The sequence below is a fragment of the Tumidithrix helvetica PCC 7403 genome (genome assembly GCF_965232925.1).
Lineage (GTDB): Bacteria > Cyanobacteriota > Cyanobacteriia > Pseudanabaenales > Pseudanabaenaceae > Tumidithrix > Tumidithrix helvetica.
On the sequence record NZ_CBDDRA010000002.1, the window covers coordinates 359772 to 377276 of the forward strand.

The 17505-nt window shown below is 46.1% G+C and carries 7 protein-coding genes; all 7 read left to right on the top strand.

Translation table 11 applies throughout. The annotated features are described in order from the left end of the window. The first annotated feature begins 169 nt into the window (after nt 1–169). The 7 genes from ACP2WE_RS03445 to ACP2WE_RS03475 all read left to right on the top strand — a co-directional run bounded on the left by ACP2WE_RS03445 (nt 170) and on the right by ACP2WE_RS03475 (nt 17458). The gene (locus tag ACP2WE_RS03445; protein WP_425214187.1) at nt 170–529 is read left to right on the top strand and encodes a response regulator; all 360 of its coding nucleotides are present in this window, start codon (nt 170–172) and stop codon (nt 527–529) included. Beyond that, nucleotides 526–1041 carry a chemotaxis protein CheW gene (locus ACP2WE_RS03450; protein ID WP_425214188.1) on the top strand — a complete coding sequence of 172 codons (516 nt, stop codon included), beginning with the start codon at nt 526–528 and terminating at the stop codon, nt 1039–1041. Before ACP2WE_RS03445 ends, ACP2WE_RS03450 begins: the two co-directional genes overlap by 4 nt. A 79-nt stretch (nt 1042–1120) precedes the next feature. Continuing rightward, a complete protein-coding gene (locus tag ACP2WE_RS03455) occupies nt 1121–7360 on the top strand; it encodes a methyl-accepting chemotaxis protein (RefSeq protein ID WP_425214189.1) in 6240 nt (2079 codons plus the stop codon). Between the two features lie 71 nt (nt 7361–7431). Then, nucleotides 7432–9996, top strand: coding sequence for a methyl-accepting chemotaxis protein (locus ACP2WE_RS03460; RefSeq protein ID WP_425214190.1), 2565 nt, complete (start codon nt 7432–7434; stop codon nt 9994–9996). 45 nt (nt 9997–10041) lie between these two features. Continuing rightward, on the top strand, nt 10042–13674 hold the full coding sequence (locus ACP2WE_RS03465) for a response regulator (protein ID WP_425214191.1): 3633 nt from the start codon (nt 10042–10044) through the stop codon (nt 13672–13674). A 174-nt stretch (nt 13675–13848) separates the two neighbouring features. Beyond that, complete coding sequence (locus ACP2WE_RS03470; RefSeq protein ID WP_425214192.1) at nt 13849–15426, top strand: hypothetical protein; 1578 nt, start codon at nt 13849–13851, stop codon at nt 15424–15426. Between the two features lie 178 nt (nt 15427–15604). Further along, the gene (locus ACP2WE_RS03475; protein ID WP_425214193.1) at nt 15605–17458 is read left to right on the top strand and encodes a mechanosensitive ion channel family protein; all 1854 of its coding nucleotides are present in this window, start codon (nt 15605–15607) and stop codon (nt 17456–17458) included. Nucleotides 17459–17505 lie beyond the last annotated feature (47 nt).

Sequence of the window (17505 nt, forward strand, 5' to 3'; positions counted from 1 at the left end):
ATAAATATTTAGAATCTGTTTAAGCATTTTTTAGAACAAACCTAGGAAATTTGAGGAAATAAACGGGGAATACTCAAAAAGAGTCCTTTTTAGATTTGTGCCTTATGATAATGCTTAGGAAATATACACTCCTTAGTTTTGTAGAGATAGTCCAAGTTTGATAGATATAATGGATAACTTCTTAATCATTGATGACAGTGCAGCAGAACGGCATCTACTTGCGTCACTCTTACAGGACTTGGGGCATACGGTTGATGTCTGTGAAACCACAAACGGAGCCCTAGAGAAAATCGCCGAGAAAAAGTATTCAGCGGTGTTTTTAGATATTGTGTTACCCGATCAAGATGGCTACAAGTTTCTTCGTACGCTCAGAGCCAATCAGGAAACTGCCGAGCAGTATGTAATTCTTTGCTCGACCAAAAAGACAAAACTAGAAGTAGATTACGGATTGAAACGAGGAGCCAATGCCTACTTAACCAAGCCTGTAAGTCGAGAAACACTGACAGAAATATTACAGAAAGTGAAATGAACACAGGATCTGGTTTGCTTCTATCCTATAGCCGCTACGTTCTTACCAGTTTGGGTGAGCAAACCTTAGTGTTTCCTGATGCCTTTGTTAGAGAGGTACTGTTGATCGATCGCGCTTCAATTTTGGCTCTTCCTTTTTATAACCCTGCTGTGTTGGGCATTGTACATAGGCAAGGGGCTGTTATTCCTTTGTTGCTGTTACGGCAAGCTCTAGGACAGCCCAAAATTCTTGTGCCAGAGACATTAACTGTTATACATTTAACCGACTTAGCTCAAGCGATCGAGGGAGTTGGGCTGGTTGTTGACAAATTAGTAGGAAGTGTAACCTTGGAGCAATACGAGCAAATGATTTCCCGTAAATTGGATAGTTCCCAGTCGATTTCTTCAAAAAGCGATCGTTCTAGTGGCAGTATTCCCGATCCTGACTACATTCAGATCGAGTCGCTGATTTCGCAAATTCCAAGTCAGATTTGGCAACCGCAAAGATGGCACATTCAAGCTACACCATCGTAGAATGGCTAGATTCAAAACACTAAATCTTAGAACTTTCTAGGTTCCGTAAACGCACATATTCCTGATTCAATCAATCTCTATGGCACTTACAACCAACCAACCTTCACAGTCAGAATCTTCTAAGCTTTCAAGCAAAAAGAGCAAGAAAGCGATCGAGCATTCGCCAACAAAACAAAAACGTAGTAGAGGAACAATTGGAACTACGTTATTGGTTCTGGTTTTGGGTAGTGCCATCCTCGGTTTGGGAACCTCAGGATACCTGTACTATCGGGAATTAACCAGCGCAACGCAACGGCAGATTGAAAAAAATCTCAGTCTTCAAGTCAGTGAGATCGAGGGAAAACTCAGCCCAACTCGGCAATCGGCACTCGATTTAGCTGCGTCAGTTAAAGCACTTCATGGGATGGGAATCAAGGATCCTGAGATCTATAAAAAGATGGTGTTCGAGCATTTCAAGCGCTTAGACTTTGCGATCTCCCTCGGCGTTGGTCAAGCTCCCAATACCTTGGTCGCAGATCGCAAGTGGTACTACCCATCCTTTTACCGCGAATTGCCTGGCGTTAAAGCTGATTTAAAAACAGGTCAACGTTTACCGGCGCCGAATGCAGATACGATCTATTCAGAGCTATTTGAATCAGACAACTACCCAGATAAAAAATACTGGCGCGAACCAACAGCGATCGAAGAAGGTCTGTGGTTGGAGCCCTATGAAGCCAGCAATGGGTTGACGCTTACTTCTTACGTTGCGCCCTTTTATAGCGATAGCAAGCAACTTGACAACAGAAAATTGCTGGGAGTAACCAGCGCAGATGTAAGTATTGTAACGCTCACACAGAAGGTGAGCAGTAACGTGTTGGGAAATGCTGGCACCTTTATTGTTCTGAGTCCAGCTGGAAATTTGCTTTCCTATCCCCCTGATGTCAACAAAGCAAAAGCACGAGAAAGCTATCTAACAGTTCCTGAATTAAAGGCAATTTGGACGCAGATACAAGGAAAAACGGCTGGAATTATCCAAATCGATGGCAAATACTATGCTTATCGGCAAATTCGCGACATTAAATGGTGGGTATTAGCTGTCTTGCCCGAATCCTACGTTTTAGAGCAAGTGCTGCCGATCGCAGTAGGGACGACTGTAGGGGTAGGAAGCGTTTTAATTTTGATTGTGATCTGGTTTGTCTGGTCGCTCAATCGACGGCTGAGACCTATTCTCAACGAATGCGACAAGCTGGCTGAAGAGAAAGGGGGAGAGCTACTGTTACCTAGGGGCAAGGATGAAATCGATCGCTTAGATGCCTCGTTTAACAATATGCTGGCGCAGATAGCCAATAGCGAAGAACGTATCAAACGGGAAGTTACCCTAGCAGTTAAGGAGCAAGAGCGACTTAACGTGATCAAACTTGCGGAAAGAGAATCGGAAATCTTAGAGGGAGAAGTCGGAAGCCTACTAGATGTGGTATCTTCGCTAGAAGAAGGAGATTTGACGGTCGAAGCTGAAGTTAGCGATCGCGCAACAGGATTGGTAGCCGACACGTTAAATCGTTTGCGGGAAAGACTTTCTGAGATTATTGCTAGCGTTTTGGGAACCGCTCAAAGAGTGGCGAGTGGAGCCGAAGATTTAGAAAAACTGGCAAGAACGGTAGCTGAGAATACAGTTAACCAAGCACAATCTGTCGCAGAAGGTCGTGCGCTCACGGAACAGGTGGCACTATCGGCGCAAAACTCTGCTAGTCAAGTTCAAATCGCCAACCAAGCGTTACAAGATGTCCAAAATACTGTGGCAGCAGGTCAAGTTGCGATTAATCAACTGACCGCTGGCATTACAGTGCTGCAAAAAGGTTCGGCGCAGATCGTGCAACGCATGAAAACCCTAGGAGAATTTGTCGGTTTAGCCGAACAGTTCGTTCAAGATCAGAGTCAAATCGCCTCCTTAACCCAGGTACTGGCAATCAACGCCACACTCGTAGCTGCCCGCGCCGCCGAGCAAAAAGATCCCAAACAGTTTACGGGTGTAGCGAGAGAATTTGAAGCGATCGCAGGACAGGTAAACGACCTAGCAACACAAACGAGTGACGGTTTGACGGTTTTGCGCCAACGCACGAGTCAGATTCAGTCGGTTGTGTCAGCCGTGGATGCTGAAGTTCAAAATCTGGGCGGACTGGTTGCAGGGTTTACATCAGGGGTTGAGCAGTCACAACTCGCATTTAACAGCGTCCAGACTACAACTACAGAGGTCGTAGAAGTCGGTCAAAGAGTTACAGAGTCAAGTTTGGAAATCGCTTTGGCTTCTGACTCCACTGCGAAGTATATGAGTGAGATTGCAACTCTGGCACAGCGAACAGCCGATTTGACTGGCAGTGCTAGACAACAAGCCGAACAGATGGGAAGTTTGGCACAGCATTTGCTAGAGGGAATTCGCTTTTTCCGCTTACCTGACACTTTGCCAGCAAGTCCTGAAAGCGATTCGCTGGCGATCGCGAATGGGGCAAGTGACCTCAGCACTTCTGTACCTCTTGCATTTCGAGCCGAACCTGAAGCTGAACTTGAAGCCGAAGAACCTCAAACTCAGCCTGAAGTTGAGTCTAAAATTGAGCCTGAAGCTAAGACAGAATCTGAGATTGAACCTGAGCTGGAACCAGATGACATTCCGATCGCAACACAAGACGATCGTGAAGAATTCTCCGCCAACTCCTTGCTTGACACTGAGGTGCAAGCATCACCGCAGATATCCCCTGTACTGCCACTCGTAGTACCTGCGGCGATCGCTACGGGGCTCTCTATGGTGACTGGTGATACAACAACGCCGCAATTTGAATTAACCTCCAATTCTGAGAGCGCTCTCAATCTGACGTTGGGTCAAGACATTACAGACTTGGAAGTCGATGAGGAACTTCTGGCGATTACAGATACATACGACTCCAACGAATTTCTGCAAAGCCAGCTAGTCGAGGATTCCACACCTGTCAACACAGAAGTAAATGCAGAGGTGAGCCCAGAGATAAATCCAGTAGCAAACCTAGAAATTCAAGCAGAGTCAGATCCTGAAATTGTTTCAGAAATCATTCCCAGCGATGCCATTGAGCCTCTGGTAGAGATCCCAACGGCGAATATCTCAACGGCGAATACTATAGAGAATATCCCGACAGAGAATGTAGAGAAGGTAGAGCCTCCTATCTCAGAAGAGAATCTTCCCAAACGAAGCATTTTAGAAGATGACTTCCGAGGATTTAATCTACTTAAACCAATTATCTTGTCGCGCGTTCCAGGATCTAAAGCTCCCCAAAACACGCCCAAAAACGACCCAAAAAACGACATTGTAGAGCCTAATCTTTTGGCTTCTAATCCTGAGAGCGTTCTAAAACCTCTAGAGTCTACTGTTCGAGAAAGCAGTAGTTTAGAATCGAAAGTTTCAGTGCCTGACATCTCAGAGGGCAATGTCTCGGAAGAAAGTTTCAACCTAGAAATATCTCCCAATGAAGAATTAGAAGATATTGAAATTGACGCTTCATATCTTGATGCGATGACCGATCTTGATATCAATGAAAGATTTGATGCCATGATGCTCGACCTTGAGATGACCGAGACTCCTCCAGATGCGACCCAAGTTGAAGATCTCATGGATGAAGATCCTATGGGCGAAGTTCCAAGCGAACCTCTGAGCCTTACCCTTGGCGATCCGTTTGTAAGCCTAATTCCAGCAGTATCGCACACTTCTGATGTGGACTCTGATAGTGATGCGAGTCCTATGGAGATTCCCGATCTAGAAGTTCAAGCGCTCGTGGAGACGCTAGCCAACGATCTAGAAGAAGGGCAAGTAAACTATCAATTTGAGCCAGCTTCTGATTTTGAGGATGATATTTTTGACGCTAACATTGACAACATATTTGCAATCTCTTCCGATCTCGATCTTGAGATTCTTGAAGACACACCCGACTTAGAGGCAGAGACTCCATCCGATCCTTTTGTTGGAGATTTAGAAAATGATGTTTTAGAAGAAGAAAATAATATTAGTGATGCGTTCTCAGCTTCTTCTGATTTTCTTCCCCCAGTGCTTCCTCTCGAAGCAACAGTGTCCGATCCCTTCGTTGACAGGCAGGCATTTGAGCAGGAACTAACTGACTCTTTGGCTCTTCTTCGTCAGCTTGATGCAGAATTCGATGCTCCCTCACCTGATTCTGGATTGGATAGCGAACAAAGCGATCGCTCAGACATAAACACTCCTGAAACCGTTAATTTAGAAGATTTAGATATCATCGCAGACTTGCATTCCTCTACGCACGACTCGGATGTTCGTGACTTAGAAGTAGAAGAAAATGAGGATAATGAAAACCTACCTATTTCTGTTCCTGAGGAATTGCTAGACACCTCATCAACCGAATCCTCTCCTTTTAGTATTCTACTAGACGATGAATTCAGTTCAGAAATTGTTAACGCTGAGACTGAAATTGACGAGATCTTTGAGCTTAGCATCGAAACCGATCGCGCATTAGAATTAGAAGCAGAAGCAATTCCTGAATTCGTTGCCGAGATCGCAGAATTAGAGGACACTGACGCAATAGATGGGGTTCAAGAAGAGTCAGAAGTAAGCCAAGCGATCGCCGATAGTTCATCTGAAGATTCGGATAGAGATACCTTAGAACCTATTCCGTCTTTTGATGGACTAAAGTCTTTTTCTAAATTTGATGAAGATTTAGATTTGGACAATATACCGACGATTGAGTTTGACGATATTGACGAACCTACGCTTGGCACACCTGCTGCCCCTATTCCAGTTGCCTATCACGATCCTGATTTCAGTTTCGACACCCCCATAGAGGATGCACCCAGTGACGATGAATTTAACGATCTGATGGATCTTAACTTTGATGAGGTCACAGAAATCACGTTGGATGGCTCAACTCCGATCGCACAGAATGACGATCCACAACCCGATCCTGAATTAGAGGACGCAAGTTTAGGGCTTTATGGCTCAGAGGATGGAGATGAGGCGGTCTTTTTCACTCCCGATCCTGAAGAATTGCTGGATGACTCAACGTACGGTTTCTTAGACGATGAAGCGATCGCGGAGCTTAAAGATGAAGTAACTGCTGAGTTGAGCGATGCATCTTTTTATCTGCCAGAATTTCAGTCAGAGACTGAAGTGCCCCCTGAAGTAAATCATGAATTGATTTCCGAACCAGAAGCTTTAGATGGCGATCGCGCCTCAGAAACGAGTCAAGTATTTACAGGCACTCCTTATGGAGATTCAGATCAAGATACTTCAGGATTCTTTGCTGCTGCCATGTCAACGCCAAAGACCCCACCCACGCCGATTTCATCCTTTGATGGGCTGAGATCCTTTTCCAACTTTGATGAAGATCTGGATTTCAATGACATCCCGATCGTTGAGCTTGATGACATTCCTGATTTTACATTAGGTATGCCTACTGCCCCAATTCCAGTTGTCTATCTAGATCCTGATTTTAGTTTTGACAAACCCATAGATGAAACGCCTAAGGATGATGAATTTAAGGAATTGCTCGATCTTAATTTTGATGAGGTAACTGAAATCACGCTGGATGGCTCAAATTTGATCGAAGAGAAAGACGATCTCCCCTCCGATCCTGATGAATTAGCTAGCGATTCAGAGGAAGATACAACCTTACCAATTGCTTCTGAAGAATTGTTAGACACATCTATGGATGTGTTCTCTACAAGCATTCAATCTGACGATGAATTCAATGTAGATCTTGGAAATTCTGGTGATGAATTCAATATAGATCTTGGAAATGTAGATTTTGGAATAGAGGCAGCCGATGTCAGTCATGGATCTACTCATGCGGTTGAATCCCAACCAGATCTCCTTGATACAGGGATAGAATTATCTGCCGAACAGGAAACCCACATTCCAGAACCAGATACAAGTCAGTCATTTAAAGGTGCTCCCAATGGTGATTCCGATCGAGATACTTCTGGATTCTTTTCTGTCCCTATTCCCAGCCCCAAGGCTCCACCCACCATCCCAAGTTCGCCCTTTGATGGGCTGAAATCTCTGGCAAACTTTGATGAAGATCTGGACTTCGAAGCCATATCTTCGTTTGGATTTGATGATTTTGATGACGAACCTACCTTTGGTACGCCTACTCCTCCCGTTCCCGTAACCTATAAAGAATCTGATTTTAGCTTTAATATCTCGTTACATGACGCATCTGCTGAAGGATTGGAGGATGACTTATCTCATGTTAACTTTGATGATGTGTTTGATATCAAGCTTGATGGCTCAAGCACGATCGCCAAGAAAACCAATCCTAATCAAGAGCCCAAACAAACTCCCAATCCATAGCACGCGCGCGTAAGCCCACAAGCAGAAATTCAGTCAAAAACTTGATTACCAACAGCAGTGCCTAGAGAAATATGGGAAAAAATACGCCATCACAAAATCTTTCTCCAGTAGCTCAAAGAAATCTGGCTCTGAGAAAGCAACAACTTGCAAAAAGCAAAAGTCTTAATGTTTCCGAGACTTCAAGGCAACAACTTCAAAAGGTAGATCGAGATCCAGCAGAAAAGACAAAACCCAGCCAAAATTCCATTCAGACCAAATTGAGTGTTGCGCTGGGAATCACGGGATTGCTCTCATTAATTGGTTTGGCTGTGGCGATCGCGATCGTCGATCGCAATTTGCGTACCCAGTTGATCAGTCAATCAAAGTCCGAACTTTCGGTGGTTGCTACCAACTACAACATCAAAGTCAATCAAATGGCTTTTGGCTCTAGAGGTCAATCTGAAAATACGGCAATTATTGCCGCAGCTTTGGCGAATAAATCGAACCCAACCGTTAAAGAGATCTTGGCAAATGAGGCTAACGTGCGCGAGATCGAATTTGCCACCCTAGTCAATCCCAATAAGCAAATTATTGAGTCGGCTTATACAAATCGTACTGGCAATGAATTCAATCCAAGCGGCTTAGTCACGCAGGCGATCGCCACGGGTAAGCAGGTGATTTCTACTGAAGTTTTGCCTTATGGGGATCTAGCGCTAGAAAGTCCTCAATTAGCAGAGAAGTTGGGCAAAAGTGCCACCGACACGCCCAATTTTTTGGTGCGCTACGTGGTTACTCCCGTACGTTCTGGCGGTCAGATCGTGGGTGTCTTGATCTTTGGAGATGTAATTGCTCCGCCTAAAATCGCGATCGCCGATCGCAGCAATCAAACCTTAGAAAGTGGGTTAACCCTGATTACAGTAAAGAGTTCGCCCCTGCTTGGGCAAATTCGTCAAAATGGGCAGGTTCAACTCTTATCCAGTTTTTCCACCGATCTGATTAATAGGGCACTCACCCCAGTCAGTCCAACCAACATTGCAACTTGGCAAACCGCAGGAGGTGCGGCTTTTTCTCACTTGATTCCCAATGCATTGGTTTCTCAGGATGTAACTGTAGACGGTCAAATATTTACGGTGACAGCTACGCCAGTTTTAAATGCTTCAGGTAAACCTGTAGGCGTGATGTTGCGCGGTACGAGCCACAGTCAGTTGAGTAGTTTGCTTTCTCAAGCGGTTCTGCTCATTGTAGGATTAGGTGCGTTTCTGGCGATCGCAGGTTCTTTAATTGGTGTGGCGATCGGACGCAGTATTAGCAAACCGATTAAAAAGCTAGAGGACGTCGCTCGCGAGTACGCTCGTGGCAATTTATCCGCAAAAGCCGATGTCAAATCGACGGACGAAATTGGCGTCTTGGCAACTGTATTTAACCAAATGGCTGACAGTATCAACCAAAGAGAGCTAGAACAGCTTGAGATTCAATCAGAGACATCCTTGCAAAATTTCCAATTGCAGGAAGATGTAGCCCAGTTATTAGATATTGTCTCCGATCTAGAAATGGGGGATTTGACGGTGCAGGCAAAAGTCAGCGATCGCGAAACTGGGTTAATTGCCGACACGCTCAATCGCCTGATCGAGCAGTTGGGTGAAGTGATGTCCGCTGTGTTGCATACCGCACAGCAAGTAAACCAAGGGGCAGAGTTTTTAGAGAAGCAAGCGATCGTCGTTGCTCAAAATGCTCAGCAAGAAGCGAGATCGGTCGCGGAGGTGCGAGAAGGGATTGATAATATGAACCAACAGGCGCAGAAAGCTTCTCAACAGGCAGTTTCAACCAACCAAGCCGTACAGCTAGCCCAAATTGCTGTCACCAAAGGTCAACAAGAAATCGCCAGTTTGATTGCTTCGATCGATTCCCTGCAAGACGGCACCGTGCAAATGGTAAAACGAATTAAAAATTTAGGCGAGTTTGTGGACTTAGCCAAGAAATTTGTACTCGATCAAAAGCGACTGGCATCCTTAACGCAGGTTCTAGCAATGAATGCCTCTATGGTGGCAGCACGAGCCCTCGAACAAAGAGACCCCGATCAGTTTGCCAGTGTGGCAAGAGAATTTGAAGCGATCGCCAATCAAGTCAATAATCTTGCAAACCAGACCAATCAAGGGCTGATCGTATTGCAACAGCGTACGGGTTTTGTCGAAGTCGTCGTATCGGGAATCGACCAAGATGTGCGAGATGTTAGCGGTCTCGTAGAAGAATTTACCAATAGTATCGAGTTGTCCAGTCAATCCTTTAACAATATTAAATCTGCCACAGAGCAGGTAGCGGAGATCGGTCGCTCGGTAACCGAGTCATCTGCTTCAATTGCCCAAGCTGTCAAACTCAGTTTGAGTTCAATTCAAAATATTGCGGTTGTAGCAGAGCGATCGGCAAACCAAGCCCGATTTACCCGCGAGCAATCAGGTCAAATGGGAGAATTGGCAAGGCAGTTGCTGGAAAAAGTACAATTTTTCCGTTTGCCTCAACAACTTCAGCTTCAGCCTAGCAATCCGCAACTGGAGGCAGTTGACACCAAATTTATTCCAGTCGGTTACATAGATCGCAAGGATGAGAATGATTACGCCATAGAAGATGTATCGATCTTGACTGGTAAGAATCGTAACTGAAGAGGATACTAGAAACAATTCTCTAGCTAGATAGAAACCGATCAAATGTCCAATTCTAATTTTGACATCCAACACCTACAACAGGAACTGCTCGATCTATTTGAGTTAGACACTGAAAAGTACTTACAGCTCTACGAAGAAAAAGTACAACAGCTAAATGCCGAATCATGGAAAGATGACATTCAGCAAATCTATCGTTGCGTGCATACGATCAAAGGTGGAGCTGTCACCGTGGGAGCCGAACCACTTGTACAAGTTGCCGCTGTTTTAGAAGATCTACTCTCCGATCTGCGCTACATCGATCTGGCACCACCTCTACAAGATGGCAAACTCAAGCAAATTCTCACAGAATCGGGCGAACTTCTGGTTGGGAGCATTCGGATTTTAGAAGTCCCCTCAGCCTCGATCGCAAGGATTCAAGACCTACGCACAGAGGTACAAGCCAGATTCTTACCTGAGTGGAATGAATATAGCCAACTCCATCAAGAATTTGCCGAGCAGGGCTTTGCTTTAATGGTGCTTGACTTAGAGATGGGGCTAGAAATGCTTACCCTAGACAGTCAAATCCCCAATTCTACAATCGAGATCGCGCGGCAAACGATCCAGCAGCTTCAAGAAATAGGGGTCGATTTAAGGTTAGGGAAAGACTGGGATGAGACGATCGCGCAAAGTAAATTACTCTTCGAGCATGTCAAAGCCGATTACTGGTTGGCGCATTGGGCGAACTATCTGAAATCGCTCAAAGAATGTGCTAAACATGGCGGAATTGTCACGAAGCGATCGCCGGTTCCATATATCATTCCCGAGCATTCAGCGATCTCTTTGCCAAAACAGGAAACAGCAAAGCAGGAAATCCCTAACGCCATTCAGTTAGATACCAGTAAAGGCTCAGACCCAGTTCCGTTCGCCAAGATGAATTCTGAGCAGCCCGATCGCCCCGAAAACAACACTACAACCGATTCCCTTGAGCAAGAACTGCTGGATCTCTTTTATCTAGATACGCAAAAAGATCTGCAACTGTATGTGGATACAGTCGCGCAGCTCAATGCAGCATCATGGACGCAAGATATTCAACAGCTTTATCGTTCGGTACACACGATCAAAGGTGGATCGGTGACCGTAGGCGCAGAGAGAATCTTAGAGATTGCCACCGTGCTTGAAGATTTGCTCTCCGATCTGCGTCATCTAGAAATAGCCCCTTCTCTTACCGATGGAAAGCTCCAACAAATTCTGAACGAAACAGGAGAATTACTGATTGGTAGCCTCCAATCAACCGATGCCCATAGTTCCTCCAATGCAATTCAGCGCATTCAGTTGCTCCATGAAGGCATTAAGCAAGACTATCTCAGCGAATGGAACGAACAAAAACAACTGTATCGAGAATTTGCCGAGCAAGGCTTCGATCTGGTGGTTCTAGAGCTAGAGATGGCGATCGAGCAGTTGCCAGCTTCAGGGAATGTCCCCTTGGATACTATAGAAACTGCCCAGCAAACCCTGGCGCAATTGGCAGAAATTGGCACGGATTTGGGTTTTGCTGCGGAATGGCAAGATCGGCTCTTGCCCCAAGGTCAAACACTAATTGCTAATTCCGACGCTGCCGTTTGGGTAGAACAGTGGATGCCTTACCTGCGATCGCTCAAAGCTGCAGCCAAATTGGGCGGATATTCGCCTAAACCTCCAAGCCAAGTTGCCGAACCTGTTGTCGTAAAAACGCCAAAGCCCCAAGAATCCACTCCCTCCACCTCGCCAGCTTTACCCTCGAAAGAAACCAGAGCACCTGAGAAAAAAGCACCTGCTGCGATCGTGGCAACTTCAACCGCAAATATTCAAATCCCAGTTCCCCTCGAACGCTTAGATCGCTCTTCTCAGCATCTGATCGAAACCCTGATGGCAGCCCGTGCCACGCAAGGTTTTTATCAATCTGTGCAAACCAACCTGATGCCGCTTGTTGCCCTTGCCCAAGATAGCGTGCAGTACATCGGTCAATTGCGAGATGTACAGGATGACTACGCCCTTTCTGAGGCATCCAATTCACAAGATGGACTGAAAGTAGAACGCTATCGCCAAGGTTATCTAGCCATCAATCGACTGTTAGAAATCAGTTTGCGGTTGATCGAGCTAGGGGCAGAAACGGGTGAAGCTTCTAGACGCACCGCCGAAAGCCTCCAAAAACTCGATGTCAGTTTGCGCAGTTTACAGCAAACCCTTGAAGAGAGCCGTCTACTCCCCTTTGAAGCGCTAAGTTTTCGTGCAAGAGGAATTTTACGCGACTTAACCACGCGGATTGGCAAGCCAGCTCAAATGTCCGTGCGTGGCGAAAAATTGGAGTTAGATGCGGGTACGCTTCGCAATCTCGAACCAATTTTATTGCATCTGATTCGGAATGCCTACGATCATGGGTTAGAGGATCGCGACGATCGCAAAAGCAAAGGAAAACCCGAACAGGGCAACATCGAAATCTCTTTGCTCCGTCGCGGGAATGTGTTTCTCTTAGAAGTTAAAGATGATGGTAAGGGAATTGACCCTGCCAAGATTCGCAATATTGCCCAAGCGAACGGTTTGTCTCTGACCGATACGAGTACCTCAGCGCGATTGCTGGATGTGATTTGTCAACCAGGCTTTACCTCCGCTCAAACAATTACCGATATTTCTGGGCGCGGCGTAGGAATGGATGTGGTAGCCAGCCAAGTTACAACGCTGGGTGGACAGTTGCGGCTGCATTCTGAGATCGACGTGGGCACTACCTTCACGCTCCAAATTCCTGTGCCCCAGCTCTTTGTGCGCTGTATGCTCTTACAAGCAGGCGATCGCATATTTGCCATTCCCACGGCCGAAGTTTTCACAACCATGCTGCTAGGCGACCTACTCTGGAAACAGGTCGATCCCCAAGACAACCACCCCTACAACTTCATCATTTCAGAAAATACAGGTGAAATCCCTGCCCTCGACCTATCTCAATATTGGCATAGTAGTACTGCTGGACGACCTGTGTTACCAAACGCGATCGCAGTGCGCGCCAAACGTTTAGAAAGCGATCGGGGAGTTTGGTTAGTAGCAGATAACCTGATGGGGCAAAGCGATCTGTTGGTCAATCCCCTGCCTCACCCCCTGATTGCACCCGCAGGGATCGTCGGTGTAAGCCTGACATCTGAAGGGAAACTCATTCCTGTAATTGATGCCCTATCTCTGATTGATGCCTTGCTGCTCGAATCTCATTCAGGTGAGTCCACAAGTATGCGCATAGATAGCCCCATGCAGGCAATTTCAGGGACTACCAGCGAACTAATTGCCCGACAGATAGTCGTGGTTGATGATGCAGCGCTGATGCGCAGGCGCATTGAGAGCAGCCTGAGTTCGCAAGGCTATAACGTTCGCACCTGTAGTGATGGGCAAGAGGCTTGGGAATGGTTACAAGCGCAGGTTCAGCCATCGATTTTGATTACGGATATTGAGATGCCTAGAATGGATGGCTTTACCTTGATCGATCGCTGCCGTCAAGCTGGCATGGATATGCCGATTTTGGTGATTTCATCGCGCTTAGCTGAAGAATGGTCTAGGGAAACGCAACGTCTCGGAGCAACGGACTATCTCACCAAAGGCTTTACGACAGCTGAGCTTTTACAAAAAGTAGAATCGTTACTAGAACAAGCTGGTAGTCGCCAACCTTTAGGGGTGTGAGCTTTGTAATTTCTAGATCGGTGGGAACAAAATCTAGTCTTCTGTCGGTCGGTAGTAATCAGCCAAATTATTGTGAAGGGATCTTGTCTCATTTCAAGATATGCATAAGGATGATTTCAAGGTAAGTTGGCGATCGCGTGTGATTTGTAGAAAAACGAAGGATGGGACAACCACATGAAGCTGCGTAAATTCATGCTTTTTTTTGGGCTGGGGACAACAGGGTCGATCGCAGGAAAAATATTACTCAAATTTTCTTTATTTACGTTACTCCTTAGTATTTTTGCAGCGACTACGATTTATGCGCAGTCGCAAATCTTTGGGGTTCCCGGTCGCAATGGCATGGATGGTCGAAGTGGGCGCAACGGGCTGAATGGACAGGAGCAAATCATCAGGGCAGGAAACCAAGCGATCGCCTATGACCTATCTGGGGGTGAAGGCGATGATGGCGAAAATGCATCACTGGGCGAAAATGCCACCCAATGCCAGCAGCCGCAACCTGAGTTCAGCATCATGGGCGCACAGGGTGGGAATGGCGGTAACGGGGGAAGTGGCGGCAATGGTGGGAACGGCGGCAACGCTACGATCTATTTTGACGAAATTTCCCAGCTAAAAAATGTTCTGCTTAAAAATAATGGCGGTCGTCCCAGACGCGGCGGCTTGGGCGCACAGGGGGGCAATGGCTGCACTTGTCAACAGTCCTCATGGGAAGTTACTTACTGCATATGGGAATTGCGATCGCAACCGATTAAAGATGAAAAACAACCTTGGCAAGCCATTCGCCAAAGAACTACTCTTTGTTCGGGGATTCCTTTTTTAGGCGACAACGAGCCTAGCAGACCCAGCCATGTAGGCTCCGATAATAATTATCGCTATCGTTGGCACTATATTGGGGTAGATCGCCGCGATCGCCACACCTGTAAGAATGGTAGCCAAGGTCAGAATGGCAGAAACGGAAGTGATGGAACTCCTGGTGCCTATGGTCGTGTTTGGTTAGTTCAGGGAACCACGATTCCCACAGAGAAGCTCACCCACAGTGAAAAGGTGTCTACACTATCAGGAAAAACCATCCCGTTCGTTAAAAACAACTGGTTAGATAAAAATGGGCTGGGGCAACTCCTAGCGTCGGGCTCAAATGCGAGCGATGCCTACGCATTACTTGATACCAAACGGCGATCGCTCAAAGTCGTCTGGGCAACCGAAAAGAGTTTCACCGATCTTGGCGATCCTGAGATCGAGTCTACGATTGTAGCTTCGGGAATGCTAAACCTCACGATTCCTGGTACATTGGAATCAGATGTGGATATCCAAAAAGATATAACCATTGTAAAGATCGCGAATGGAATTCATCCAAATCGACTGCGGCAATTTCAATTTAAGGGATTCTATCTTTTCAAAGATCCCAGCAAAATCTACTTGGAAGATCGAGGAAACCTCTTAAATGAGTTGAAGCAAGTCAAGGTTACGGTGAGCCTCTACGATCGCAATGGCAAGCAAATAGGGAATAAGCTTAAAGAACGGGTCTATGCGATCGCACCCAGAGTAGATCCGCCCCAAGGAGTTTCCATTGCGAATAATTCCTATACCCTCGACTTTGGTGACGCTTTTAGTCCTCTGCTTAAACCAGACAAACCAATGGCTTACCTAATTTCCATCGATCAAACCACAAGAGCTGGAGCCACCTATAATTCTGGAATGCAAGTAAAATTTGTGGTTGGTAAAATCAACACCAATCCAGAAGTTGAGCGCTTCTAATTGCATAATGTTACCATCAGACACAAGTGAATGGATTGGTGGAGAGGTAGTTACTCAAGAAGGAAAGATCCTTTACTCACCGCGCCTAAAAAATGGACTTTTAGATTTTCCTGTGCCATCAGGTATATGATACTTGCATCCACCTTTCAAGGAACAGGGCGGTTGCAAGGAGGATTTTATGGGACAAATTTTTTCACGAGTAAGGTATTTTCTAATCTGGGTATTCGTGGGTTTCTTGATAGTTCTTGGTTTAACTGTTTGGAGTCCGATCGCGTTCGGTCAGATGCCAACATTGCCCCAGTCAAATACACCTCAACTCCCGATGGGCGTGACTCGACAAGGATTGCTAGAGGTGACCGATGTAAAATTGGATGGGAAAGAAGTGTTGAAAATTGCTTCCCCCGCAGTCTTCAACCGTAATGAATTGGGCAATCAGATTCCCGTCGAGGTGAGGGCGCATCAAATCGAAGCCAATCTAGAGCAAATCCTAAAATCCAATCAATCTTCAGCCCTTGATTCATTGGGAAAACGGTCGATATCTCTCGACTCCCTAGGGGAACGTCCCACCCCTCTCGATCCAGACACCATTCAGGTGTTTAGCGAAACGCTCAATCAGCAACCGCTTTTGTTTGCGAAAGATGCGAGTCTAGCGGAACCAAGGGTGTTATTGACGGTCACGGATACAGACGCTCAGTACTATGCTACAACGAAGGAACTCTTAGCCGCGCGTTGGCAAAAATCACTAGAGAAAGAATTACAACAGGCTTTGGAACTGCGCAAACCAGAAGCATTTAAACAGCAAATTAGCGATGCCGTCAAAATCTCGATCGCGACGATCGCTTCCAGTATTTTGCTATGGATAATTTGGAGGGGATTGGGATGGCGAGAAGAAATATTGACGAAGCATTTAGAAAGTCACGCGATCGCACAGGTCAGCGATGAAACACTCGCGAGTAAAGCAGTTCATGAGTATAAACTTCAGTTATTAGAGAACTTACGGCAACAATTTAGCAGTCAAATCAACATTCAGCGGCGCTTGCAAATCGTGGGACTCCTGCGGTGGTTGGTATTTTGGGCAATAGTATTTGTTTGGGTTTGTGGCATTGCCGCAGCTCTATATCAGTTTCCCCAGACCCGTCCCTTTGCACTGGGCGTCGTGTCTACCCCCATTTTGATTTTGATCGTCTGGTTTGTCACGGGCTTCACCAACCGCTTGACGAATCTAGCGATCGACGGGCTGCTGCAAATCTGGGAAAAAAACACCCTAACGATTGAGAACTCCCAAAGGCGATCGCAGCGTCTGGCAACGACCGTAAATGCCTTGAAGGGAATGAAAACGGTCTTGATTTACTGCTTTGCGGTTGTTTGGGTTTTGCAATTTCTCAATATTGCGCCGATCTCCTTACTGGCATTCGGAACCTTGCTGGCTTTAGCGGTCTCCTTTGGGGTACAGAACTTGATCAAAGATTTAGTGAATGGCTTAATGATTTTGATGGAAGATCAGTACGCTGTTGGAGACTATATCGTTATTGGTTCAGCGAGTGGGATTGTGGAAAATGTTAACCTGCGCATTACCCAGATCCGATCGGGTGATGGGCGATTGATCACGCTACCCAATAGCCTGATCGCCCAAGTTGACAATTTGACCAGCACTTGGTCGCGCAGTGATTTCTCGGTGGAGGTTGCCTACGATACGGATGTCGATAAAGCACTGGCAATTGTATTGCAAGAGGCAAGGCAATTAGCCAACGATCCAGCATGGGAACCCCAAATCCTCGATGTTGGCGAAGTTTTTGGCATAGAGAAAATTTCCCATGCAGGGATTGAAATCAAAATATGGATTAAAACGCTTCCTCTAAAACAGTTTGATGTAGCGCGGGAGTTGCGCCGTCGCCTCAAAATCGCCTTCGATCTGCAAGGCATTCAAATCGGAATTCCACAACAGATGTGGGTAGAGCCTTCTCGCGATGCGATCGACGATCTTCCTCAAAATGCCCCACACCCAATACCAACCCCCAAAGATCCTACATAACCTACTCAAAATTCTATCCTTTCGATAGGTTTGTGACATTAGCAAGA

Excerpts from the sequence above, each read along its gene's own strand:
- ACP2WE_RS03445 (WP_425214187.1), top strand. The coding sequence starts at position 170 with ATGGATAACTTCTTAATCATTGATGACAGTGCAGCAGAACGGCATCTA.
- ACP2WE_RS03450 (WP_425214188.1), top strand. The coding sequence starts at position 526 with ATGAACACAGGATCTGGTTTGCTTCTATCCTATAGCCGCTACGTTCTT.
- ACP2WE_RS03455 (WP_425214189.1), top strand. The coding sequence starts at position 1,121 with ATGGCACTTACAACCAACCAACCTTCACAGTCAGAATCTTCTAAGCTT.
- ACP2WE_RS03460 (WP_425214190.1), top strand. The coding sequence starts at position 7,432 with ATGGGAAAAAATACGCCATCACAAAATCTTTCTCCAGTAGCTCAAAGA.
- ACP2WE_RS03465 (WP_425214191.1), top strand. The coding sequence starts at position 10,042 with ATGTCCAATTCTAATTTTGACATCCAACACCTACAACAGGAACTGCTC.
- ACP2WE_RS03470 (WP_425214192.1), top strand. The coding sequence starts at position 13,849 with ATGAAGCTGCGTAAATTCATGCTTTTTTTTGGGCTGGGGACAACAGGG.
- ACP2WE_RS03475 (WP_425214193.1), top strand. The coding sequence starts at position 15,605 with ATGGGACAAATTTTTTCACGAGTAAGGTATTTTCTAATCTGGGTATTC.